Raw genomic sequence first — 22,447 nt, forward strand, 5'->3', positions numbered from 1 at the left:
AGGCGGCATTATAGAGATGTTCATCACATTGGCAAGTGTTTATTAAAGAAAGATGCAAAAATAACGATTACATGGCGAATAAACACTCAAAGCCTTATTTGTGCAAGTTTAACTACAGAGTACTTACAAAATAACCACAGACTTATCCACAATTGCTCTGATTTTCATCCTAGAAAACAAAAAAGCTGCCTCATGGCAGCTTTTTAAATGGCAACGAGTCTAAATCCCAGAACCATATTGCTCTCCATCATCTTCATGGAGACCACATTCGCGTTTCAACCCATTAAAACGAGTTTCCTCTTCAGTCATACCCGGTTCCCACTTCTTAGTTGTATGTGTATCTCCAACAGAAAGGTAACCCTGCTCTCGAAGCGGGTGATAACCGAGACCATGCTCTTCTAGGTAATAGTGAACATCTTTATTCGTCCAATCGATTACCGGCAAAAATTTAAACACACCATTTTGGATAGATAAGATTGGCAAATTTGCACGCGATTGAGATTGCTCTCTTCTTAAACCGGAAAACCATGTCCCAGCCTCGAGCTCATCCAACGCTCTTCTCATCGGTTCAACTTTATTAAGCTTGTTGTACTTCTCTATCCCTTCTATACCTTGATCCCAAAGTTTTCCATATTGCGCTTCTTGCCAATTAGGGCTCTGTTGGGCGCGAAAGACTTGAAGGTTTAGAGTCAACTTCTGACTTAACTCATCAATAAAGCGATAGGTCTCCGGAAATAGATACCCTGTGTCAGTCAAAATAACCGGAATATCTGGTTTTGCTTGGGTCACTAGGTGCAACATCAATGCTGCTTGGATTCCGAAACTAGAAGACACAACATGTGTCCCTTCTAAATTATCTAAAGCCCACTTAACTCTTTCTAATGCGGTTAGCTGCTCTAACTCTGCGTTGATTTGTCCAAGACGAAGTATTTGCTCCGTCTTAGTCAATGCGAGTAGCTCTGCTAACTTCAATTTTGAAGCGACAGAATTATGCATGCAGATCCCTCTTGGAAATGATCACCTCTTCGATGATGCCAGCTCGGATTGTAAAATCACCGAACCCTTCTTTGTCGTTGCGTTCTGTGGCCCAACGTCCCACCAGCGCATCAATCTCTTCTAAGATCTGAGCTGAAGTGATGTTCTCTTTATACATCTTAGGGATACGAGTTCCGGCTTTGTTGCCACCTAAGTGCATGTTGTAACGCCCCGGAGCCTTGCCGACTAAACCAAGCTCAGCCAACATTGCACGACCACAACCGTTTGGACAACCCGTAATACGAAGGATGATGTTATCTTCTTCTGGTAATCCATGTTTCTTCAGAATGTCTTCAACATCCGTTACAAACTCAGGAAGAAAACGCTCAGCTTCAGCCATTGCTAAAGGACATGTTGGGAATGCCACACACGCCATTGAGTTTTTACGCTGCTCGGAAACGGCATCATCCATCAGACCGTATTGACGTGCCAGCTTTTCAATTTTTGCCTTTTGGCTCTTAGGTACACCTGCAACAATTAGGTTTTGGTTCGCTGTCATGCGGAAGTCACCTTTGTGGATCTTCGCTATTTCAGCAACACCTGTTTTCAGAGCTTTACCCGGAAAATCAAGTAAACGACCATTCTCGATGAATAACGCCAAGTGGTGCTTACCATCAATGCCTTCCGCCCAACCAATGCGATCACCACGGCCAGTAAACTCATAAGGACGGCTTTCAGAAAATTCTACGCCTGCACGCTTTTCTACTTCTGCTTTGAATACATCAATACCAACACGGTCTAGTGTGTATTTGGTTTTTGCATTCTTACGGTTTGAACGGTTACCCCAGTCACGCTGAGTCGTTACCACCGCCGCTGCTACATCTAACGTTTTATCTAATGGCACAAAACCAAAGTCGTCAGCTTTACGTGCATAAGTAGAGATATCACCATGTGTCATAGCAAGACCGCCACCGACTAACACATTAAAGCCCACCAGCTTTCCGTCTTCAGCAATAGCAACAAAGTTAAGATCGTTAGCATGGACGTCCACATCATTTTGCGGAGGAATGACAACCGTCGTCTTGAACTTACGCGGTAGGTAGTTGCTACCAAGGATAGGTTCTTCATCCGTTGTTTCTAGTTTTTCACCATCTAACCAGATTTCTGCATAAGCACGAGTCTTCGGTAATAGATGTTCACTGATCTTTTTCGCCCACTCGTAAGCTTCTTGATGAAGTTCAGATTCAACCGGGTTTGTCGTACATAGAACATTTCGGTTTACATCACCCGCTGTCGCAATTGAATCAATGCCAATGCTATTTAGCGTTTGGTGCATCAACTTAATGTTCGGCTTCAAGACACCGTGGAACTGAAACGTTTGACGAGTTGTTAGACGAATTGAACCGTAAGAGGTACTTTCGTCTGCGAACTTATCAATCGCCAACCACTGCTTAGGGGTAATGATGCCACCAGGCATACGAGCACGAAGCATGACGTTATGTAACGGTTCGAGCTTTTGTTTGGTACGTTCGTTACGAATATCACGGTCGTCTTGTTGATACATACCGTGGAAACGAATCAACTGAAAGTTATCAGCAGTAAAGCCACCTGTTATGCGGTCTTGGAGATCTTGTTCAATCGTACCGCGTAGGTTATTACTTTCACGCTTAAGACGCTCATTGTCAGCCAAAGGTCCAAGTACTTGACCTAGCACTTCTTGCTCTATTACTTGCTTGCTCATTAGTACACATCCCTTTGGTAACGTTTCGCTTTACGTAAATCATTAATATATTGTTCAGCTTGCTCGCGGCTCTGGTTGCCATGCTTTTCCGCTATCGAAACTAACGCTTCATGAACATCTTTAGCCATTCGAGTCGCATCGCCACAGACATAGAGGTACGCGCCCTCTTGCAGCCATTGCCACACCTGCTCTGCTTGTTCGATTAAACGATCCTGAACATAAACCTTTTCTTTTTGGTCACGGCTAAAGGCAACATCGAGCTTAGTTAGCGCGCCAGACTTGAGGTACTTTTGCCATTCAACTTGGTATAAGAAATCTTGAGTAAAGGTACGGTCACCAAAGAACAACCAGCTTTTTCCTTCAGCATCATTGTTTTCACGCTCTTGAACAAAACTGCGGAACGGTGCGATACCGGTACCCGGGCCGACCATGATGATTGGTGTATTGTCGTCTTGTGGTAATTTGAAGTTATTGTTGTTCTCAACAAACACCTTCACTTCACCACCCTCTTCAAGACGTTGAGCTAAGAAGCTAGAAGCTCCGCCTAAACGAGACTCTTCGCCTTTTTGGTATTCAACCAAACCAACCGTCAAGTGAACTTCTTCATCTACTTCTGCTTGGCTTGATGCAATAGAATAGAGACGCGGTGTCAGCTTACGTAACAGGCCAATTAACTCATCAGCCGATAGCTTAGTTTTCTTCTCAGCTAAAACATCGACAACTTGAGTATTACCCGCGTATTCACGAAGCTTGTCTTTATCTTCCACCAGCTTGATTAACTTCTTGCTGCCCGATAACTCAGCAAACTTAGTCACAAGTTGAGGGTTTGAAGTGGTAATCTCAAATTTACTCACTAGCGCACTATGGATAGATAGATTCTCACCATCGACATCGACACTTTCGATACCCGATAACCCAACCTTAGAAAGAATCTGATTTGCGAGTTCTGAACTGTTTTCATACCATACGCCTAGCGCATCGCCGGGTTGGTAGGTAATGCCCGACTCATCAAGATCAATCTCGATATGACGAACATCTTTACCCGAGTCACGACCCGTGATCTTTTGACTGGTTAATAGTGTCGCTGTATATGGATTTTGTTTGGTGTATTGCGAATGACCGGCAGCTGCTTGGCCTACTGGTAACTGAACGATATCAGCCTCGGCACCTGTCGATAGCGTTTCTTGAACTTGTGATAACGCTTTAGCGCGCCATTCCGTTGCTGACTCTTCGTAATCAACATCACAATCAAGGCGATCGACAAACGATTTCGCACCAAGCTTAGCGAGGAAGTTATCGAAGTCTTTAGCCGTTTGGCAGAAGAACTCATAGCTTGAGTCACCTAAACCAATCACACCGTATTGTAGGTTTGATAATTTTGGCGCTTTCTTCGATTGAAGGAATTCATGCAACTCAATCGCGTTATCAGGGGCTTCGCCCTCACCATTGGTTGAAGCGACGAAAATGACGTGTGTCTCTTTGGCTAGGTTCTTACCTTTATAATCACTCGCATCGAAAAGCTCGACGGCGATACCTAAGGCTTTTGCTTCTGCCTCTAGCGATTCAGCGACGCCTTTAGCATTACCGGTTTGAGAAGCGAAGATAATGCTGAGCTTACCCGCTGGCTTAGCCGCTACTGCAGCGGCCGCTTGAGCGATTGGCGCAGCAGCACCGACAGGCTGAGCTTGGCTCACTCCCCAAAGGTAACCACTGACCCATGCCAGTTGCTGTGAAGACAGTTCAGAAACAGTTTGCTGAAGGTGACCCAATTGTTGGTCATTAAGTGGTGCTGCTAGCCCAGGTAACTCATTAGCCCCAGACTGTGCATTATTGTTTTGTGAAGACTCTTTCTTATTTAAAGACATGGTCACGACATCCCTAATCATTGCGTGACGATAGATTAACCACTCCTTTTAATAACAAGAAAGAATAGAAAAGTATGTTTTATAACTTTTTGGAAGTAAAAACCGATTGAAACGTAAATTGTCTTACTGGTTTTCAATGCGTACTTGCTGAAAGCCAACCGCCATTGCCGATTTAGATGCCAAGTCTAAATCCGCGTAATGACATTCTTCACCATGAACATCAGTAAGCAGAACAAAGCCACCACCCATATGACGAAACTCCACAACCCAAGACCCTTCTTGAATTGAGGGCTCTATGATGGCTTCAACTAACAGGTTTTCTCTATATAAATTTCGTAATTCATTGAGTGTCATATTCCATCCCTTGCTTTGACCTCACTACATAGACCTTATAAGAATAGACGCAAATTGGCTCTCTGTATTAAGGATGGTCGAAAGTGATGAATGTGCTAACTAATTCCAGAAAGATATATACTCAAGTAACCAATAGATATAAAAAACGCCACTTAATAAAGTGGCGTTCTTAAAATTCGTTCTAAATTTGCTTTATATGGACTAGAAGCGCACTTCAGCACCAGCAAACCAACCATCGACCATGACAAAGCTCTTGCCTAGTTCTGAGCTAAAGAACTCATCCGAATCTAAATCGATAACACGGTAACCACCACGCAGGGCAATTTCAGATTCTGATACTGGAATTCGGTACTGAACACCCGCCATCAAGTCAGTGCTCTTAATACCACTGCTATCACCGAACTCCATCGTACCAATGATATCGAAGTTAGTGTCCGGCACATTGATCTCTGCGTTGCCGTAGAAGCTCCAAGTGAATTCATCAAAGCTTGTTTGAGCGCCACCCGTTTTCGGTTCGATGTAATTCGAGTTTGAATACTGAGTAAACGTCACACCCGCATCGAAGTTCATCAGCTTGTGATCTAACAACGTGTAATAGAAGGTGTAATCGTACTTATCGAAAGCCAATGAATCTGCATCAACAGAAGTATAGCGAAAGCTAGCGTTTGGTAGCATCGGGGCATTATGCTCAAATGCGAAATACAACGAAGGTGAGTTAGAGTCATCATCTTGTCTAACTTCGTTTAGCTTTGTACTTCCCCACCACATATCGGCACCGACTTTAGCCGTGTAAGAAAACTCTTCTTCAGCAGACACTGCCGAGCTTAAAGATAGCATTCCCACTAAAGCAATTAATGGCATTTTATTCATTTGAGATAGCTCCAATTCCATATCGTAGTGCTAATTGTATGCACATTCATAGATTATTGAGGAAAATTCTACCACACATCTTAAATTCTAAAACGATAAACCGCTGACGAGTAAAGATTTGACGGCACGATGACCTTAGTAACGTCTCTGGTTAGAACTGTGTACAAAATTTTTGAAAAACCACACACCGATTGCAATCACGATCAACCAAGGCAGTAACTTAAACACGACGCCCATCATACCTAAGACCAACATGACTAATAACGCCACTCCGGTTGCAGCCAATACCGTCATAAACGTAATACCAGTGACAAGTAGAGTTGCGACGAAAATAAGAACAAAGATTAATTCAAACATAATGGTCTCCCTAATGAGTTAATGACCTATCTTTCCTACTTTCTAACATTGCAGCTTCCATACCAAGTGTGCCAAACCAATAAAACCCTTATTTATCAGATAAATAAAAAGCCACACATCTTCATGCGTGGCTTTTCAGAAACTTACAGTGGTAAATTTAGCCTCTAGTGGCGAATTTAACCTTAAGTTTTTAACTTAGAGGGAGCTTAAACATTTAGCTCTTTAGGGATCTTAGCCAATGCTGTTTGCATCACTTCAATACCTGCACCTTTCTTATGTGCGTTTTCACTGATGTAGCGACGCCATTGTCTTGCACCAGGCATGCTTTGAAACAAACCAAGCATGTGACGAGAGATGTGACCTAAACTTGCGCCATTTGAAAGTTCACGCTCGATGTACGGGTACATCTCTTCGACAACCTGTGAGCGCTTCTTAATTGGTGTGTCTAAACCAAAGATCTGTTGATCAACTTCAGCCAAAATAAATGGGCTATGGTAAGCCTCACGACCAATCATCACACCATCAAGGTGTTGCAAGTGCTCCTTAGTTTGCTCAAGAGTCGTAATGCCACCATTCACGGCAATCACCAGATCAGAGAAATCTTTCTTGATTTGGTATGCACGATCGTAATCTAGCGGTGGGATCTCACGGTTCTCTTTCGGGCTAAGGCCACTCAACCACGCTTTACGCGCGTGAATAGTAAATTGCTCACAGCCACCTTTTTCAGAAACCGTCGAAACAAACTTAGTTAGAAACTCATAAGAGTCTTGGTCATCGATACCGATACGCGTTTTCACGGTAATTGGAATATCAGTGACTTCTTTCATCGCTGAAACACAATCTGCCACCAACTCGGGCTCAGCCATCAAGCATGCACCAAATCGACCATTCTGAACTCGGTCTGAAGGGCAACCTACGTTAAGATTCACTTCATCATAACCACGCTCACCAGCAAGCTTGGCACAAGCAGCAAGATCAACCGGGTTTGAACCACCGAGTTGAAGTGCAAGAGGATGTTCTTGCTCGTTATATTCTAGGAAGTCGCCCTTACCATGTAAGATCGCGCCCGTTGTTACCATTTCCGTGTACAGAAGCGTCTGCTGAGAAAGCAAACGGTGAAAGTAACGACAGTGGCGGTCAGTCCAATCGAGCATGGGTGCAACAGAAAGTCGGTTACTAGCGTATTTACTGGTTTTATTAGTGTTTGTCATGATTCAGTCTCAATTAATACTGTACAAACATACAGTGAATTACCTAGAATTAAACGGAATTACTTCCTGTAGTACCCCTCAAGTACCCCTTTAGGAGTTGGACAATGGCAAGTTATACCATCGAGACCAGAAAGCTAAAAAGCGGTGAACCAAGGTTCAAGGTAACAATCATCGTTAAAAAGAATTCGCGCATTATACACAGGGAAAGCAAAACTCTAAAAAAGAAAGCACTCGCTAAAGCTTTCGGTAAAAAAAGGGTAGCTGAACTAGAAGCTCAAGGGGTACTCAATCAGCCAAAAACAGTACCCCTTTCGGTACTCCTCGATTTATTCATGGCAGAACGTGACCTTTGGGATAATACAGGTCGAACAAAACGCTACGTTATTAAGATGCTTAGGGATTGCGACATCGCCCAAGTTGAGAGTAATCAGCTACGAACTAGCGACTTAATCGAGCACTGTAAAAATAGAAGAGGCGCAGGAGCCAAACCCGCAACGATTTATCATGATATTGCTTACCTACGTTCTGTAATGAAAAAGTCTAAGCCTGTCTTCAACATCGACACCAATCACCAGATATTTGATGAAGCCGTCCCAGTTCTGATTGATATGGGGTTAGTCGGTAAGAGTCAGAAGCGAACACGCCGCCCGACTTCTGAAGAACTGAAACTCTTGAAGCTTGGATTAGAACAACGAGAATCTTTCCGACCAAACGGTACAACTCGAATCCCATTCACTGACATTCTAGAGTTCAGCATTCTTACTTGTATGCGAATTGGTGAAGTCTGCAAGCTGCGTTGGGAAGACCTCAACCAAGAACATAAAACGATACTTGTCAGAGACAGAAAAGACCCAAGGAAGAAAACAGGTAATCACATGATTGTGCCGTTGCTTGGCGAGTCATTTGAGATCGCACTTAAGCAACCAAAAAAAGGAGAGCTTATTTTTCCATATAACTCACGAAGTGTTAGCGCAGGTTTTCAAAGAGTAAGAAACGAATTAGGTATTGAAGACTTGAGGTATCACGACCTACGAAGAGAGGGAGCTAGTCGGTTATTTGAAAAGGGCTACTCTATTGAAGAAGTAGCTCAGGTCACTGGGCATAGAAACTTGAATATTTTGTGGCAAGTTTATACGCAACTGTTTCCGCATAAACTACATAAAAAAGCTCCGTCATAAGCCTTTCTAGTTGATAGGTTGTTTCCAACAAGCTAATCCACATTAATTACCCTAGTCACAAAACCAAGTTAACCTTTTAATTATCAGAAACTTAAAGACAACCGCTTCATTTCTTTATAAAAACAGGGAAAATTTTAATGTGCTAACATCGATGCTCAACCAATCAATGCAAGAGAGTGCGTATGAGCAAGTTCGATTTTGACAAACAAATGGACTCAATGACTAAACCAATTAGAAATTTAGAAAAGCAACTAAATACTATTAGTAAAATGTACCAGTCCCCAATAGCAGGTTTAGTTGGCCAAAATATGCCCAAACTTACTGAACTAAGCTTGGATATAGATAAGCAATTCGGCTCATTAAACAAGATATTAGGGAAACCTAACGACCATAACGAAGATTTCACATTCCCTATTTTATACAGCGACACTAGAGCAAGGAACGAACAAGTGAATAATACATATAATTTCAACTCAAACTCAAATATGGTGCAGATTGGTAATGGCAATACGCAAGAAATAACGATCACCTTACAGCAGTTAAAAGAGCAAATAGAGAAGAGTAGCGACCCAAAAGCAAAAAGTTTATTTAAAGACCTAGTAAACAACCCCACTGTAGCAAGCATTATTGGAGGGCTAACTAGTGCTATCTAAAACTAGTCCAATAAGCACATAAACGTCTATCCTAGTGCATATAATATGGAGTCATATCGTAGCTTATCTTTGGTTCACTCGCGTTAGGTATTATCATATTTCCCTTTGACAATACCTAAACGTTATTTTGAGCTTTTGCTTTCAAGTCGAGTCAAACGTTCATCCATCTTTTCCATCATCAGACGCAACCACTTAACATCCGTTTTGAGTGTGATACCCACACCGACACCGCTAGACAAGGCACTCACAACGGCAACAATTATTGTTTGATACTCTGCCATTTACTTGAACTCATTGCGTAGGGTTTCCCATAGGCCAAATACTATTGGAGCACTTGCGCCAATAATGCCACCGAATTGAATACCGTCTGCCGATACGCTCGCGGTGATAAGTTCAGGGTGACCAGATACCAAAGCAGCTCCCGCGCCAAGTAACGCTAAACCCTTTTTGGTAGATGGTTGGTCAAGGTCGATGCCGATTTTTTCTAGTAAGCTTTTCATAATAATTTGCTCTGTCGTAAATACTTGATGGTGTAACTATGAGTAATGGGCTCTATCGAGTTCGATATGAGGACCATCCTTAAAGCTGACCCAATCACCGCCCCATACAATCGGAACGCCCAATTCATCAGCGGCCTGCTTAAACGCCCAGCTCACTTGTTCGTAATAACTAAAGCCCCACGTCACCTTGCCGCTTTCGTCGTACACCACAAAATCAACCGCGCAGCCTGATTGATGACGGCTTTTTTTGCTGTACCCATCTAACTGGCTTGCGCCTTGTTTGAATAGGGCGTTTTGCTCTTGAGCTGTTCGTTTGCCAGACGTAATGCCAAAATCAAAGGGGGTTAGCTCAATAGCGCGGCGAACGACACGTTTTAAATCACTATGAACGCCCATCATTCTGGCTTCACTTCTCGCGGACAGTGCAAAGCGGCTCACCGCCTGATTAATTTTTTTCTTATTCATGAGATACACTCCTAATAAAACAACGCTGGACAGTAAGAGTCCTAATACTTTTGCGCTCATTGATTCTGCCCCTATAAAAATAAGAGTTGAATATCGAGCTGCTTACCTGGAGAGCCATTAATGAGCGCGTACATATCTGCGCTTTGACTCCAAGCAGAATAAAATGCCCCATCGACGGTCAGAACAAACTCGCTACTGATGCCATTCACCCACGCCACCACCGTGCGGCCATTCAAAGAGGTATCACCGACGAACGAGATTTTCACTTCATCAGGGCGAGAGCTTTCCATTGTGATGAGCCTTCCCCACTCATAGCCCTCAAGGGTGTTTGGTGGACTCATACCACCAAAGCGGCCAGTCGTGGAGAACCCTTTCGCGCTGTAATTCCCCCCAACATCAAAAACAAAATATTGCGCATCTTCGGACAAGTTTTTTTGATAGCCGCGATAGCTCACCGCGTTCGACACCTTAAACGAGCCGCTTACGCTGTTTGGGGTAGGTGGTAGGCTTATCGTGATGCTGTTAACGCGTCGACCAAAGTTATGGGTCACTTGCTCACCGTTGCGCAGTGTAAATTCACCTTGCGCCAGCGTGACGCCATCTTCTTGATAGGCGTGTACGGTAGCGGTTACTGCATCATTGCCTGACCACTTAACGCAAAATTCCGCACTGAACGCATCTTTAGGTAGGGTGATATCAACAATTTGCCCCTCCAAGTTTTCTGCAAACACCGAATGATGCACATCTTCATAAAACGCTAACGCATCTCGAAACACGCTGTACATGCTGCTAGGGGTTAATACGCTTTGTTCGTTTAATCCGGCAGAGGCTTCCAACTTAGTGGCGTATCGCGTCACACCCGCGCGCTCTGTGGACGCCTTAGCGACCGCTTGGGTCATTCCATAGCTGAGCATCAAAGCACCTCCCCGCAATAGACCACATCACCTGACGCGCCCGTCATGGTGACCGCCAGCGTTGACGGAATGGTCAACATGCCGCCCGCATACAAGCGCAAGCAGCCTTGTACAATCACAGGCTCAACATTATCGATACCCGCTTGCAGCATCACCGCAGTGCGTTTTTCATTAGCATCAATAGAGATAACGCTCCCTGTCATACTTGCATCAGGCAAATCGGATAGGTTCATTTTTGCGGTGGTGGTTTCTATCGCTGGCATCGAGGTAATCGACACCGTTGGCGTTCCCGCCAGTGCCACTTCGGGCATAGATTCAATCGTGAGAGGCCGCGATATTTCACTGACCACAATTTGATTGTCCACCGATACCTTTTGCGCACGGGTCACGATAGGAATATCGGATATTTGATACTCAACGGTGACAGGTTCGCTATGCAGATTCATGAGTTCAAGCTCATCAAATTTTGTAATATCGACCGTATCACCGCGTTCAATTTCTACAGGACGCAATGCATCACCACGAAGCATGAGGGTATTACTGGCTTCTCGAATAATGAGGTACTTACCCGCTTGGCCTGCGTTAAATCGAACACTCCCGTTAGCGCTCAATGTTTGGTGTTGCTTCATGATTTCTTCCCCGCCACTAAGTACGCCATGGTGATAAGTGACACCACAATACCGACCATCAAAGAGATATTTTTCAACAGCTCGTTATTGCTTTCGTTCTCACCCGTCTGCTCTCGACCTTTCGCGGCGTTCGCCATGGCAATCGCAGCTTTGGTGGTTTCGGTTTGTTGGCCTGCCATGGATTTAATCGAATCAATCGCGTGCTCGCTAAGGTCAGAATTTGCCCCTATCGCGTACTCGCTGAGATTGGCATTCGCATCGAGCGCACGCTCACCAAAACCAAACGCACCATTAAGCGCATTTTCATTAGCGTCCAATGCGCTATCTAAGGCGTTTTCACCGAATGAAAAAGAAGTGTCCACCGTATCGGACGCAAAATCTAAGGCGTCAGTGCCAAAGTTAAACGCCTCTTCGGCCGTTTTACCCGCCACCGCCATTGCGCCATGGTCGGTCATGCTTAGATTAATGTCAGAGTTCTCAATCCCTGACAGCGCAAAGCCATTGTTATCACCACCAATCACTTGGCTGTTGCTTTTGTTGGTGGTTGTAGTGACGGTTTTCGCATCACTCTTTGAGCTACTTCGTCCGCCCATATCTTCAAACCTTATTTGTAATACGTACTCGTCCTTGTCAGTCTCTATCTCTCGAACGGGTAGTTGTAGCTTACGCTGAATGTAGCGATAGGCTCCGCGCTTGCTAAAGTGGGCTCGAATGGACTCAAATCCATTCGCCACCCCGTGATGAATCGCGCTGAGCGTACCCGCTGCCATGTCACCCGCTAACGCCACCACTACCAACTCTTTAGAGCCTATTGGGGACTGCTCACCACGTAGTAACATGTAGGTGTCACCCACTCGATACAGGGACTCACGCCCCGCTTTTACTTCAATTTCTGCCTGCTTAAGATAATCACCAAGGGCTTTACATAGCCTCGGCTTGGCGTTATCCCAGATTTCAGGAATTAAGTTACTTTCGAGTGAGAACATACAGCGCAACAAGCGCGATGAGCGCAATGCCCCACCACGGTATCCCGTTATTACTGCCTAAACTGATGGTGCCCGTGGTAAAGCCGCTGTTATTGGTGGTGTTAGATGTGTTACCTGATTTAGCAGGCCCCGAAGACCCACCCGTCAAGCCACCGCCCCCCGTTAAAGAGGTTAATGAACCCAGCATTAGCGAAATACTCCCGATTTATAAGCAAGGTATAACAAGGCCAAAACAGCGGTTACAGTCAGTGCTTTGTTAATGCCCTTGCTCACACCAAACCCCAGCGCAGACCCAAGACCAAGACCGCCTAAGCCAATAAAAAGTAATGGCATCACTATTTACCTTTCAGTAGGACAACCAGAAGAACCACCACCAGTAACACGGCAAGACCACCGCCCATATAAAGCAGGGTGTTATCTTTCGCAGCGAGTAAGTCGCCTTGCGGTGTGGTCACAGCATTACCGTTATTATCAACGACGGGCGCGTTAGGTTGCTGCGTGGTGTTGGGGTTGGACGAGTTACCATCCTCACCAAACAGCCAATCGGCATTTTCGCCTACGCTATCAAGCGCACCGCTCCCAAACTCTAAGAGGTCATCAAAAAAGCTCATATCGGCTCCTTAGCTTCGACCCGCGAGCATGTCAGGGCGAACCACTTTCACCGATTCAACCAAAATAGGAATTGAGCCTGCTACGTCCGTTGTTGTGACGGAGAACTTCAAGTTAGAGTTATGCTGTGTTGGAAATAGCTCATCAATCGAAAAGCCGCGCACAATCGGATCGAAGTGGAAGTAACCCGCTTGAGGTGTGCGTTCGTTACGATGCGCATTCGCTTCATTGATAAACTTGTTGGCTTCGTACTCTTTGACAAAGTCACGCTCGACTTCAAGCTTAGTAATACCCGCATGCATAAAGTGCGCACGTCGCAGGCTGATTAACGGGCTCGATACCAAGCTCGTAAACTCGTTAACGCCAGCTGCGTTCGCGGGCATGGTTTCACGCTTGACCATTGGCACGATGATTCGTGCTGGCTGCGCGTTCGTCACCCATGCATGAACTTGAATCGATAACGGATCGCCACTGGTTTTGGCTTTGAATTGAATGTCCAAGTGGATATTGTCACCCGCTTCGGTGACGAGACCCGTGTAACGCACCCCGTTTTTAGTGCGAGCAGAAATATCACTAAATGGGATCACGTAATGGCCTGCGGTATGAGCGCGCTGTTTGTATCGCTCAAGCATCAGAATTTCACTGCCTGTTAAGACATAGATTTCTTCAGCGTTCAGCGTAATTGACAAGCGCTCAATCTCGTCAGCACTGGCGTTAGTTTCGAGCACTAACTCTTGATAAGTAGGGCCAACTGGGATAGGTAGTGTGCCTTTTTGCCCCCAAGCAGCTCCGACCATGGAATTAAGTTTGATTGGTTTTACTGACATGTTTAACTCTCCTTAAAACCAGCCACGCTTGCCGTTAATGAGTTCTTTGACTGCTTCTAGCGTTGATACGTTATTGATGATGGCAATCACCAGTAAGGTCAGTACTACAGCAATCAACATGTTTTTATGTTGAGCTTTCATGAGTTCCCCTGTCTCTCGACGTTGGATTGTGAATAAACAAATTGAGGGTTAATCAAATAGGAGTGAGGCAAAAAAAGAAAGGAGAAGTAACCTATAGGTTGGATGGGTAACCTATAGGTTGAAATGCGATGTAGGCATTGACGAAAAAAAGTAATAATTAAAGCTAACTAGCCAAACAAGAAAAGGTGATACCTTCTCATGGCTTCATACAGGCGTATTTGTATATGACGCCTGTTAAGTTTGATACCTACTCTATGCCTTATTTTTAGGCAGCTCCCTCAACCTCCCCTGCGAGAGGGAGTTTTTTCTTACTTATAGTTCAATGCTAACTTCTTGCCCTCTCTACAATTTAAAGCTTTGTGCTCAATATTTCCTATACCGTCTCTAACTAATAGATATTCAGCAATAGGCTTACCAATGAGCTGCTTATTGACCTTGGCAGACTTTAGCCCCGCTACGATATTCACATCCAACCCGCGTTTATCCGCTATCCAGTGCGCATCACTCATTGAGTTAACCGCGCCCACCCACCAAACGCTGGATTGTTCCGTCACGGTTTTGGGTACTTCTTGACCGCGTTGAAAAACAGTGTGGACAACGAGACCGTATTGACGGCCACCGCGTAGCAGCTCACCCGCACGACCTCGAAGCTTGCCCGAGGTTTCAACACATGACGCTAATTCTTCGATAACGGTATAGAGCTGGCTAGCCCGACCGTTACCCACCGACCACACCACCGACGCAAAGAACTCTAATTCGTCGGCCGTTGCCCCATTTGCTGGAATGTAGGCCAGCTTAAACGAGCCACCGCGACGACGCGCCATAATGAGCGTTTTGACAAAGGTTAAGCGTGATGAAGTGCCGTGGCACATTTGGCCTTGAAATTTACTCCCTGCGTAGTTGGTGTAGGGGTCAAAAAAGACCGCTTGAGCCGTTTTAGGGACTAGCCCCAAATGCTTAACGGCTGAGGTTTTACCTCCTCCTGTTCCCGCCACATAAATGGTGTGTTCGGCATCATGTGACGGGTTCGAGTTAACGGGGTTCGGTAGAGCTAGGGGCTTCGGTTTTTTCACCGTCCACCTCCTTTGATTGTTGCAACATGACCAATTGCTTTTTAGAGGCATAAATCAAACCAAGAACCGCAAGCAATAAGGTTGCCTCTTCGATGTAATCCCCAAACACGCCCATAAGCGTACTACCGTGTTTTGCAAAGACAGGCTCAGCCGCATCCATCACTGCTTGCTTACCTTTACCGTCAAACTCAAATTCAACCCCCGAAATGATGGAGGTCGCTTGCTCGGTTAAGGCAAACATAATATTCAGTAAGCCCGCCATAGCTTCCGTTTTATCTTCGGTTACCGTTTCAGTTGGCTCGGTTAAGCCAACTAAATCGCTCTCGGTTTTCTCTTGTTCTTCAAGCTGATGAATAACGGAACCAAAATCCCCCCAATCATCCAGTTCAACTTGTTCACCTGGTAAGGTTTCGTTAACTTGCTCCATGCTCACCCCCTTTCGGTTGTTCGGCTGTGGCTTTCGGTAGCAGTTGAGACACCGCCCAAATGATAAAGATAGCCGACGCTAACCCCGTGATTACTCGTTTAAAGGGGAATTTAATTGGGGTCTTTTCTGCTTTTTCATCATCGACCGTTTCGGTTATCTCGCGGTTGGAAGCCCCGTCTTTACTGACTTCATCAATTTGCACCAATTCAGTTAACTCAATTGCATCGATAGGGTTAGGCTCGGTTATCAAATCCGACTCAATAACCGAACCTTTTTCAGTTGGATTCGGTTTAAGTTCGGTTAACTCAGCAACGGAATGTGCTTTGATGAACTCCGTAACCCTTTTGCTATTCGAACTGTTACCGCACTCAGGGCAACGGTAATACATCAATCCAATGTTACGGCTGTTTTTTGGTGGCTCACCAGACGCGATCAATTGCCCCTCACCCACTTGGTGAGTGGTGGCGGCAGACTGGCAAACAGGACAAGCAATATACCCACGAACAGGGTTTTCATATTTAGCCATGTTTCACCTCGACGCTTTCCACATCACCAAGTTGCTCTTGGTTGGCCACAACGACAGCGCGGTACTTATTGCGCGCTACTCCATTGAGTTTTTCGAGTTGCTCTAATTGCTCAAATAGATTGACGGGAAGCCCTAAAGCTTCGAGTGACAAGTTGCCACTCATCAGCATTCCCATGGCTTTTTTCATGAGCTTGCTGGTATCCATTTCTTTGAAGCGGTCAATTTCTACTTTCATGTTGGCGGTGAGCCTGTCAGCCGCGTCCAAAGCGGCTAAATCTCGCTGGCACTCATCAAGCGATAGTATTTTCATTTCAATCCTCTGTCTCACGACGTTGTTTAGTGTTTAGCCCCTGATTCACATCGTTGGCAATGGTTTAATACACAATCAGACGATTGTTTCTAAAGCTGATATTCGTGTATTTATCGATTTGAACTTTAGCCCCCCGCATTAGCGGTGATATTAAGCATTGGACTCCCTCCACGCTCCATCCGGTCACGCGTTGAAGATGTTCAACTAAGGGAGAGTTACAGTTATTTTCAGTGCTCCAAGGTGAGACGCTCCGCGCCTCTTGAAGACGCTTCACGTCTTTTTTCTTAACGAGCGAATAGCACTCGCTAGATGTTTCGATAAGACGACCGAGCCAAGAAAAGCCGATCACCTTTTTGGTTGTTTCACCGTATTGGTTTTGTTTTGTTTGGTAGGCCACTTTTGCACTGTCAGCCAGTTGGCAGAACAGCGACCACTTCGAAGAATCTGCCGCTTGGCGCAGTTCTTCGAGCTTTGGGTCTATCATGGTCTGTTCCGGTTTTGCCCTGCGTAGATTTCGCCAAAGGGAAACAGGCTTACCACCAAATTGCTGAAACTGACGGATTCGGTGAGTGGAAGCCCAAGCACGAGCACGATAAGCAGATTCTTCACCCTCGTTTTCTGGCATGTGCTTACCGTTGATGTTCTTCGATACGTATTTGGCAATATAGGCAGTCGCCCCGCCCTTTTTAGGATCAGCCTCTTTCACATCAAAACGAGGCGAAATATCAGAACCTAGTTCGTGCTCATCCTCAGAGATAGCGCACGACTTTAAGGTTTCGATAATGAAGTCTTTATCGTCAGGCGAACAAAACAGGAAGTAGTGAGCATGACTTGTCGCGTCTTTATGTGGTTCAGCCACTCGAAAACCAAAATAATGAATCTCTTCTTTGGCTATTAGCGCTCGGCCTAACGCCCATTGCTGCATGAGAACTTGGTGACCGTCTTTGATATTCGCACCATTCCACTTTTTAGAGACTCGGTGGTATTTACTCGGCAACGTCCAAGTAATAAAAAGCGCGGTATAACCTAAGTCTTGAGCCAACTCCTCAAACCCGCGAGAACGCACCATCATTTCAATACGACGGTTTTCTGGGTTCGCGGTCGTTCGCTTGACCACATCCTCAAGATTGAAAGAATCGCCAGTCTCGTTATTCATCACGGCCATAGTTTCAAGGAATGCTTTAGCGTCACGCTGTTTCTGTTTCCAGTTGGCAAATGACAACGCACTGATCACCGGTGACTGATGCTTTCCCTCACCAACTCGCTCAAGCGTGATTTGTGAATACTCAATGTATTGCGCTCGGAGGTGTAACAAGCGTCCCTCTATCCAAGATTCAGATTGCATCTTGAGTACGGCTACCTGTAGGTCTTGTTCTAACTCTTCCGGTTTCTTGTCGCGTTTTTTAAGGTTCACTTGTGGCGCGTTAACATGAATCGTTTTTAGTTCAGATTCCTGCAATTGGTAAACATGTTCTATCGCATCTAAAAAGCTTTTGAATACTTCGGGTTGGCTTTCTTCGGTAAGCAGTAACGCACACTTATCAGCGAACTTTTTTGCTAGTTCACTAACGGCATCATCACGCATCAAAATATCGTGGCTTAACGGTTGAGTTCGAGTCTTGGCGCGACTATCAACAAACGGGAATTTGTCTTCAATGAAGTGCGCTCTTTTCAGCCCAAATTTAACGGCATCTTCTGCCGCTAGTATCAGGTTTTCTTTGGTAGGGTTTTGACGTTGTTTACGCTTGGCTATTTTGCGCTTCACATCGTTACGCACGATTTTAGGCAAGCGAGGAAAGAAGCGTTTAGTGAACGCAGAGTAACGAGTGAGTTCCCCTGCGTCACTTTTAGCTTCCATGTTAGCAAGTGCGGCTATCATCGCTTGTTCGTTCATTACAGCCCCGTACACGAATGATTTGTGCAAACGTAATTCATCGGTCTAGCTTTGCGCTTTGAACGCTTCGATAAACCATGTTTTTCACGTAACTGCTCTATCAAATAAATAGAGCGTTCGCGTAGTTCCGGTTTTGGGTCAACCATGCCAAGCATATCGGGACAAGGTAAGTGGATCGGGTCAGATACCTGCATGTCTATTCCTCCAAGCTTTCCAATAAAATGGTGGCTTCGAGGAACTGCTTATAAATCGGATATAAAAATTCAAACTCAGGCGAAGACTCGCTTAAACAAGACAAGCGACCTTTCACGATCATGAAAAGCTCTCTGGCTTCACTCGAATGAGAAAGGTCTACGCTAACGCTGTGAATCGGAGTCGTTACATTATTCATGTTCAATCCTCTTACCCGTTTACGGATAGCCAATCTTGCGTGGCTTCTGAGTGACGCTTATCAATGTAAGCAGCTAGGTCTTCTATCTTGATTAACGACGGGCTGCGTTCTGAATCACGCAACTTGAAGGTAGGAACGGGGAAGTCACAAGCTTTCGCTCTTTGCTCTGCCGTCTTAGGGGTGATACCAAAAAACTCTTGGCTGATCTGTTTAAGCTCAACAGTCGGGTTTTCAAATCGCGCAAGTAAAGCAAATCTTGTGTTCATAATTCCTCCATGTAGTACACTTGAGGTAACTGTAACCAATTCACAATTCCTCAGAGTTCCTCAAAGTCGATTTGAGTTAATTATGAGGCATTACTTTTTGATTTCAACACATTTTTGAAGAATTGAGGCGATAATGAGCGAGTTTGAGTTAAGTTTGAGGAAATTAAAGGAGGTTACGAATACCTCTACGAATGCAGAGCTAGCAAAGGTTTTAGAGATATCTCCAAAGACGATTTATACGTGGAGAGAGCGTCAAAACATCCCTGAAAAAATATTCCTCAAAGCTAGACAGCTATCACAAAAGGCCGTCAGTTTGCCTACTGGTTATCTTGAGCTTAAGTTTTTCGATATTGAGGTGAGTGCTGGACAAGGCACACTTGTTGAAAAAGAAGAAGAATCTAGCTCAATGGTTTTCAGTGAGAAATTCATTAGGCAAGAGCTTGGCTTTAACCCAAACAATATCTTCCTGATGCCCGTTCGCGGTGACAGCATGATCCCTACTCTCAAAAATCAAAGCATCGTAATGGTGAACCGAGTTGATGGTTTTTCTACTGATGGGATTTACGTATTTAGATATGACAATCGCTTAATGGTGAAAAGACTTCAATTCCTACCAAACGGTATCAAGGTAGTAAGTGACAATAGTGCGTATGAAGCATGGGAACTAGGAAAAGAAGATATTAAAAGTGCCGACTTCGAGATCATCGGTGAGGTAGTTTGGTCAGGGCAGAGAATGTAACAGCCAGATTTTTATAGACTATGAAAACCAAAAAGGAGCCTTGAGGCTCCTTTTTGTTTGTTCGGGTCAATACTAAGCTGTTTTACAATCTTTTCTAGATGTTTTACATGTTAGCTCAGGGACTTTCTTTTCTAGATCTGAAAGCGCTTCCCATGACATATCGAAACACTCCATAGCACTTTTGCCTTGACTGTAAAAGCTAGCAGCGAACTTTTCGATGTCACTTCTAGTTGCTTGAATGTATTTCATAATAACTCCTTGGAGTAAAAATCTGGACTTGCTGTTAGGTTGAAGTTAACTAGCAATATACACACCTTATCAAATTTAATATCAATTTGATAGCACATTGGTGAGGCCGGGCATTGTACCATCGCTTAAAAAAAACACAATAGAGTTACAAAGCTACTGTACTAAGTACTTAACCATTGCGTTTGTACCGCCATAGTTTTCAAACCACTCAAAACCTTTTTCTTGATAGTAGGCTTTAACGCCTGGTAAAGGCCCAATTAGAGCGAACTCACTTATTTTTGCTTGTTGTGTTTGATTAAGATATAGACCATAAAGAGACCATGCTTCAACTATAACGCTTAAAAAATTACCGCATAAATCCAAGCTTGCATCATTTCTTTTTTCGATGTAATTGAGCTCAATAGCTGTTCCTTCCGCGTTAATACACCCCAATGCATAGCCAACGCAGTAATAACCATCAACACCATTTCCATAGTAAGCTACGCACTTAATCATATGGTCTACATTGCTAACAGCTTGCTTCCAAGTTTGAGACTTTAAAACTAAATCCCACGACACTTTCCCTCTTTGTTTAAGGTCATCAATGTCTTTCATTGACTGATCGTCACCAGAAGAAAGTGTTATGGTTTCAGGAAGTCTTTGGCTGCTCTGTTCAGCACTTATGGTGAAAAGGCTTTGCTGAACCTCTTCTAGTTGCATCTTACTCACTGAGAGCACCGATTCCGTTAATCATATTCTAAAATTATCACTATCCAATGCAAAAGTATGCAGTTCACTAAAGTGATTATTGATTTTGTGAACTATTAATCGCTATATCATATTTTGGTAGATAAAGAGTCTATGTGTTAGTTTCGAGTTTATATCCAAGTATGATAATAAGAGCATGGTACTCCCATGGTACCCCTCAAACTCGCTCAGCCCTTGCTAAGGCTGCTTAATCAATCCAATCGAGCATTGGAGCGACAGACAATCTACATGAATGTGTCATGGTAAAGTACCCTGGTAGCGAGTCAAAAAAATATGCTGGAATACCCAGCAAAAGCAAGGTCGGCTATTGTAAATGCTATGCCCTGTTTGTGCTATATGAACTTTACCTCATACTTTTTTATAAACCTATTCACCAGATCTCTAATTCAACCTCATTAATCAGTTATGCCTTGAGTCACACTGTCATTTTGAGTTACCTTGTCTTATTCAAAGTCGTGGGTCACAATACGCTCTGTACCTGACTTTAATAGAAATCATTGGCTCCCAAAACGTAGTAACCTAGAAATAAGGTTTGATTAGGGATGTCCGATTGAATGGTGAAAAATTTGGACCACACATTAATAGAGCAAGTTGAAGGGATATGCGAATCGCGAGGCGTTAGATTAACACCTCAAAGAAAGCGAGTGTTTGAGCTCATCCTCTCTAATAAAAAAGCCTCCAGTGCTTATGAATTATTAGAGCAGTTGAAAGTCAGTGAACCGCAAGCCAAGCCACCTACAGTATATCGCGCTTTGGATTTCTTGTTGGAGCAAGGTTTCATTCACAGAGTTGAGTCAACCAATAGCTTCATATGCTGCTGCTCTTGCAATGCCAACAAACATTTCTCCCAACTACTGATCTGCGATAAATGTGGCACTGTGATAGAACTGCAGGACGATGCGCTTGTCACCCTACTCGCCAGTAACGCTGAGAAGCATGGCTTTCAATTGACGAATCATGTCATTGAATCGCATGGCATTTGCCAATCTTGCTCCTCCGAGATGAAAGAATAAGATTATAGAAGAACATTATGCGCGCTGAATTTGTAAACCCGTTTTTAGCTTCTTTGATGAACGTATTAAAAACGATGGCTTCTCTAGAATTGAAGCCACAAAAACCGAGAGTTAAGAAAGATGAAATCGCTCGTGGTGATGTATCCGGCCTAATTGGTATGGTGGGTACACAATCTCGTGGCTCTATGTCGATCACCTTTGATGAAGGTCTCGCTCTCGAAATCATGGAAAACATGCTTGGTGAACGACCAAACGGCCTCAACGAAGAAGTGACCGATATGGTGGGTGAAATCACTAACATGGTGACTGGCGGTGCGAAACGTATTCTTGCGGAAAGCGGTTTTGACTTCGATATGGCAACACCAATCGTGGTTTCCGGTAAAGGTCATACGATTCGTCACAAGTGTGATGGGGCAATCATCATCATGCCTTTCTCATCTCAATGGGGTAATGCTTTCATCGAGATCTGTTTCGAATAACAGCTGTTTATTTCTAGCAGTACTGAGTATCAACTCAAAGAAGGTTGGCATCATGCCA

At 44.3% G+C, this 22,447-nt stretch carries 34 protein-coding genes; 6 read left to right on the forward strand and 28 right to left on the reverse strand.

Annotated elements, in window-relative coordinates; all coding sequences use genetic code 11:
* The coding region (locus AB4133_RS19875; protein WP_206361182.1) for a hypothetical protein at nucleotides 1–207 on the forward strand (207 nt) is incomplete at its 5' end.
* A 12-nt stretch (nucleotides 208–219) separates the two neighbouring features.
* On the opposite strand, the gene AB4133_RS19880 is transcribed toward AB4133_RS19875, so the two are convergent.
* From AB4133_RS19880 to dusA, 7 genes are all read right to left on the reverse strand, one after another.
* Complete coding sequence (locus AB4133_RS19880; RefSeq protein ID WP_017059954.1) at nucleotides 220–996, reverse strand: phosphoadenylyl-sulfate reductase; 777 nt, start codon at nucleotides 994–996, stop codon at nucleotides 220–222.
* On the reverse strand, nucleotides 989–2,716 hold the full coding sequence (gene cysI, locus AB4133_RS19885) for an assimilatory sulfite reductase (NADPH) hemoprotein subunit (RefSeq protein ID WP_372225502.1): 1,728 nt from the start codon (nucleotides 2,714–2,716) through the stop codon (nucleotides 989–991). The genes AB4133_RS19880 and cysI overlap by 8 nt, the downstream gene beginning before the upstream one ends.
* The gene (locus AB4133_RS19890; RefSeq protein ID WP_017059952.1) at nucleotides 2,716–4,581 is read right to left on the reverse strand and encodes an assimilatory sulfite reductase (NADPH) flavoprotein subunit; all 1,866 of its coding nucleotides are present in this window, start codon (nucleotides 4,579–4,581) and stop codon (nucleotides 2,716–2,718) included. Before AB4133_RS19890 ends, cysI begins: the two co-directional genes overlap by 1 nt.
* A 123-nt stretch (nucleotides 4,582–4,704) precedes the next feature.
* The gene (locus AB4133_RS19895; protein WP_004735813.1) at nucleotides 4,705–4,935 is read right to left on the reverse strand and encodes a hypothetical protein; all 231 of its coding nucleotides are present in this window, start codon (nucleotides 4,933–4,935) and stop codon (nucleotides 4,705–4,707) included.
* Nucleotides 4,936–5,136: 201 nt separating this feature from the next.
* Nucleotides 5,137–5,805, reverse strand: coding sequence for a TIGR04219 family outer membrane beta-barrel protein (locus tag AB4133_RS19900; protein WP_102394625.1), 669 nt, complete (start codon nucleotides 5,803–5,805; stop codon nucleotides 5,137–5,139).
* 135 nt (nucleotides 5,806–5,940) lie between these two features.
* Nucleotides 5,941–6,162, reverse strand: a complete 222-nt coding sequence (gene pspG, locus AB4133_RS19905; RefSeq protein ID WP_017059950.1) for an envelope stress response protein PspG — start codon at nucleotides 6,160–6,162, stop codon at nucleotides 5,941–5,943.
* A 206-nt stretch (nucleotides 6,163–6,368) separates the two neighbouring features.
* Nucleotides 6,369–7,373, reverse strand: coding sequence for a tRNA dihydrouridine(20/20a) synthase DusA (gene dusA, locus AB4133_RS19910; RefSeq protein ID WP_019822275.1), 1,005 nt, complete (start codon nucleotides 7,371–7,373; stop codon nucleotides 6,369–6,371).
* Nucleotides 7,374–7,477: 104 nt separating this feature from the next.
* Here dusA and AB4133_RS19915 point away from each other — a divergent pair, with 104 nt between their 5' ends.
* Together AB4133_RS19915 and AB4133_RS19920 are read left to right on the forward strand one after the other, a co-directional pair.
* Nucleotides 7,478–8,551 (forward strand): tyrosine-type recombinase/integrase, encoded by a 1,074-nt coding sequence (locus AB4133_RS19915; RefSeq protein WP_372225505.1) that lies wholly within the window; start codon nucleotides 7,478–7,480, stop codon nucleotides 8,549–8,551.
* 182 nt (nucleotides 8,552–8,733) lie between these two features.
* Complete coding sequence (locus AB4133_RS19920; protein WP_372225507.1) at nucleotides 8,734–9,204, forward strand: hypothetical protein; 471 nt, start codon at nucleotides 8,734–8,736, stop codon at nucleotides 9,202–9,204.
* 122 nt (nucleotides 9,205–9,326) lie between these two features.
* Here the strand turns inward: AB4133_RS19920 and AB4133_RS19925 are convergent, their stop codons facing one another.
* From AB4133_RS19925 to AB4133_RS20015, 19 genes are all read right to left on the reverse strand, one after another.
* On the reverse strand, nucleotides 9,327–9,485 hold the full coding sequence (locus AB4133_RS19925) for a hypothetical protein (protein ID WP_372225509.1): 159 nt from the start codon (nucleotides 9,483–9,485) through the stop codon (nucleotides 9,327–9,329).
* Nucleotides 9,486–9,704, reverse strand: a complete 219-nt coding sequence (locus AB4133_RS19930) for a hypothetical protein (protein ID WP_239862409.1) — start codon at nucleotides 9,702–9,704, stop codon at nucleotides 9,486–9,488.
* Between the two features lie 36 nt (nucleotides 9,705–9,740).
* Nucleotides 9,741–10,169 carry a M15 family metallopeptidase gene (locus AB4133_RS19935; protein ID WP_372225511.1) on the reverse strand — a complete coding sequence of 143 codons (429 nt, stop codon included), beginning with the start codon at nucleotides 10,167–10,169 and terminating at the stop codon, nucleotides 9,741–9,743.
* Nucleotides 10,170–10,240: 71 nt separating this feature from the next.
* Nucleotides 10,241–11,083, reverse strand: a complete 843-nt coding sequence (locus AB4133_RS19940) for a hypothetical protein (RefSeq protein ID WP_372225514.1) — start codon at nucleotides 11,081–11,083, stop codon at nucleotides 10,241–10,243.
* Nucleotides 11,083–11,712 carry a hypothetical protein gene (locus AB4133_RS19945; protein WP_372225516.1) on the reverse strand — a complete coding sequence of 210 codons (630 nt, stop codon included), beginning with the start codon at nucleotides 11,710–11,712 and terminating at the stop codon, nucleotides 11,083–11,085. Before AB4133_RS19945 ends, AB4133_RS19940 begins: the two co-directional genes overlap by 1 nt.
* Nucleotides 11,709–12,698: a hypothetical protein gene (locus AB4133_RS19950; RefSeq protein WP_372106490.1), complete on the reverse strand. Its 990-nt coding sequence runs from the start codon at nucleotides 12,696–12,698 to the stop codon at nucleotides 11,709–11,711. Before AB4133_RS19950 ends, AB4133_RS19945 begins: the two co-directional genes overlap by 4 nt.
* Nucleotides 12,679–12,885, reverse strand: coding sequence for a hypothetical protein (locus AB4133_RS19955; protein ID WP_102492033.1), 207 nt, complete (start codon nucleotides 12,883–12,885; stop codon nucleotides 12,679–12,681). The genes AB4133_RS19950 and AB4133_RS19955 overlap by 20 nt, the downstream gene beginning before the upstream one ends.
* Nucleotides 12,885–13,031, reverse strand: a complete 147-nt coding sequence (locus AB4133_RS19960) for a hypothetical protein (RefSeq protein WP_372106492.1) — start codon at nucleotides 13,029–13,031, stop codon at nucleotides 12,885–12,887. The genes AB4133_RS19955 and AB4133_RS19960 overlap by 1 nt, the downstream gene beginning before the upstream one ends.
* 2 nt (nucleotides 13,032–13,033) lie before the next feature.
* Entirely contained in the window at nucleotides 13,034–13,309 is a 276-nt protein-coding gene (locus AB4133_RS19965; RefSeq protein ID WP_372106494.1) for a hypothetical protein, read from the reverse strand.
* Nucleotides 13,310–13,318: 9 nt separating this feature from the next.
* A complete protein-coding gene (locus AB4133_RS19970) occupies nucleotides 13,319–14,134 on the reverse strand; it encodes a major capsid protein P2 (RefSeq protein WP_108181126.1) in 816 nt (271 codons plus the stop codon).
* 12 nt (nucleotides 14,135–14,146) lie between these two features.
* Nucleotides 14,147–14,275: a hypothetical protein gene (locus AB4133_RS19975; RefSeq protein WP_004735828.1), complete on the reverse strand. Its 129-nt coding sequence runs from the start codon at nucleotides 14,273–14,275 to the stop codon at nucleotides 14,147–14,149.
* A 308-nt stretch (nucleotides 14,276–14,583) separates the two neighbouring features.
* Nucleotides 14,584–15,399 (reverse strand): hypothetical protein, encoded by an 816-nt coding sequence (locus tag AB4133_RS19980; RefSeq protein ID WP_372225521.1) that lies wholly within the window; start codon nucleotides 15,397–15,399, stop codon nucleotides 14,584–14,586.
* Complete coding sequence (locus tag AB4133_RS19985; RefSeq protein WP_372225523.1) at nucleotides 15,308–15,775, reverse strand: hypothetical protein; 468 nt, start codon at nucleotides 15,773–15,775, stop codon at nucleotides 15,308–15,310. The genes AB4133_RS19980 and AB4133_RS19985 overlap by 92 nt, the downstream gene beginning before the upstream one ends.
* Nucleotides 15,762–16,301, reverse strand: coding sequence for a hypothetical protein (locus AB4133_RS19990; protein WP_372225524.1), 540 nt, complete (start codon nucleotides 16,299–16,301; stop codon nucleotides 15,762–15,764). The genes AB4133_RS19985 and AB4133_RS19990 overlap by 14 nt, the downstream gene beginning before the upstream one ends.
* Nucleotides 16,294–16,611 (reverse strand): hypothetical protein, encoded by a 318-nt coding sequence (locus tag AB4133_RS19995; protein WP_054542928.1) that lies wholly within the window; start codon nucleotides 16,609–16,611, stop codon nucleotides 16,294–16,296. Before AB4133_RS19995 ends, AB4133_RS19990 begins: the two co-directional genes overlap by 8 nt.
* A 64-nt stretch (nucleotides 16,612–16,675) precedes the next feature.
* Nucleotides 16,676–18,505 carry a replication endonuclease gene (locus AB4133_RS20000; protein ID WP_372225526.1) on the reverse strand — a complete coding sequence of 610 codons (1,830 nt, stop codon included), beginning with the start codon at nucleotides 18,503–18,505 and terminating at the stop codon, nucleotides 16,676–16,678.
* Complete coding sequence (locus AB4133_RS20005; RefSeq protein ID WP_372225529.1) at nucleotides 18,505–18,699, reverse strand: hypothetical protein; 195 nt, start codon at nucleotides 18,697–18,699, stop codon at nucleotides 18,505–18,507. Before AB4133_RS20005 ends, AB4133_RS20000 begins: the two co-directional genes overlap by 1 nt.
* Nucleotides 18,700–18,701: 2 nt before the next feature.
* Nucleotides 18,702–18,896: a hypothetical protein gene (locus AB4133_RS20010; protein ID WP_061034278.1), complete on the reverse strand. Its 195-nt coding sequence runs from the start codon at nucleotides 18,894–18,896 to the stop codon at nucleotides 18,702–18,704.
* An 11-nt stretch (nucleotides 18,897–18,907) separates the two neighbouring features.
* Nucleotides 18,908–19,162 carry a pyocin activator PrtN family protein gene (locus tag AB4133_RS20015; protein WP_372225531.1) on the reverse strand — a complete coding sequence of 85 codons (255 nt, stop codon included), beginning with the start codon at nucleotides 19,160–19,162 and terminating at the stop codon, nucleotides 18,908–18,910.
* Between the two features lie 133 nt (nucleotides 19,163–19,295).
* On the opposite strand from AB4133_RS20015, the gene AB4133_RS20020 reads away from it, so the two are divergent.
* Nucleotides 19,296–19,901, forward strand: coding sequence for a S24 family peptidase (locus tag AB4133_RS20020; RefSeq protein ID WP_372225533.1), 606 nt, complete (start codon nucleotides 19,296–19,298; stop codon nucleotides 19,899–19,901).
* A 72-nt stretch (nucleotides 19,902–19,973) separates the two neighbouring features.
* Here AB4133_RS20020 and AB4133_RS20025 read toward each other — a convergent pair whose 3' ends face one another.
* Nucleotides 19,974–20,150 carry a hypothetical protein gene (locus AB4133_RS20025; protein WP_372225535.1) on the reverse strand — a complete coding sequence of 59 codons (177 nt, stop codon included), beginning with the start codon at nucleotides 20,148–20,150 and terminating at the stop codon, nucleotides 19,974–19,976.
* Nucleotides 20,151–20,303: 153 nt separating this feature from the next.
* Nucleotides 20,304–20,858: a hypothetical protein gene (locus AB4133_RS20030; RefSeq protein ID WP_372225537.1), complete on the reverse strand. Its 555-nt coding sequence runs from the start codon at nucleotides 20,856–20,858 to the stop codon at nucleotides 20,304–20,306.
* Nucleotides 20,859–21,451: 593 nt separating this feature from the next.
* Between AB4133_RS20030 and zur the strand changes: the two genes are divergently transcribed.
* Together zur and AB4133_RS20040 are read left to right on the forward strand one after the other, a co-directional pair.
* Complete coding sequence (gene zur / locus AB4133_RS20035) at nucleotides 21,452–21,910, forward strand: zinc uptake transcriptional repressor Zur (protein ID WP_372170819.1); 459 nt, start codon at nucleotides 21,452–21,454, stop codon at nucleotides 21,908–21,910.
* 17 nt (nucleotides 21,911–21,927) lie between these two features.
* Entirely contained in the window at nucleotides 21,928–22,389 is a 462-nt protein-coding gene (locus AB4133_RS20040) for a chemotaxis protein CheX (RefSeq protein WP_017059940.1), read from the forward strand.
* The last annotated feature ends 58 nt before the right edge of the window (nucleotides 22,390–22,447 follow it).

Origin of the sequence: Vibrio sp. 10N.286.52.F8, from assembly GCF_041468745.1 — a bacterium.
Classification (GTDB): Bacteria; Pseudomonadota; Gammaproteobacteria; order Enterobacterales; family Vibrionaceae; genus Vibrio; species Vibrio crassostreae_C.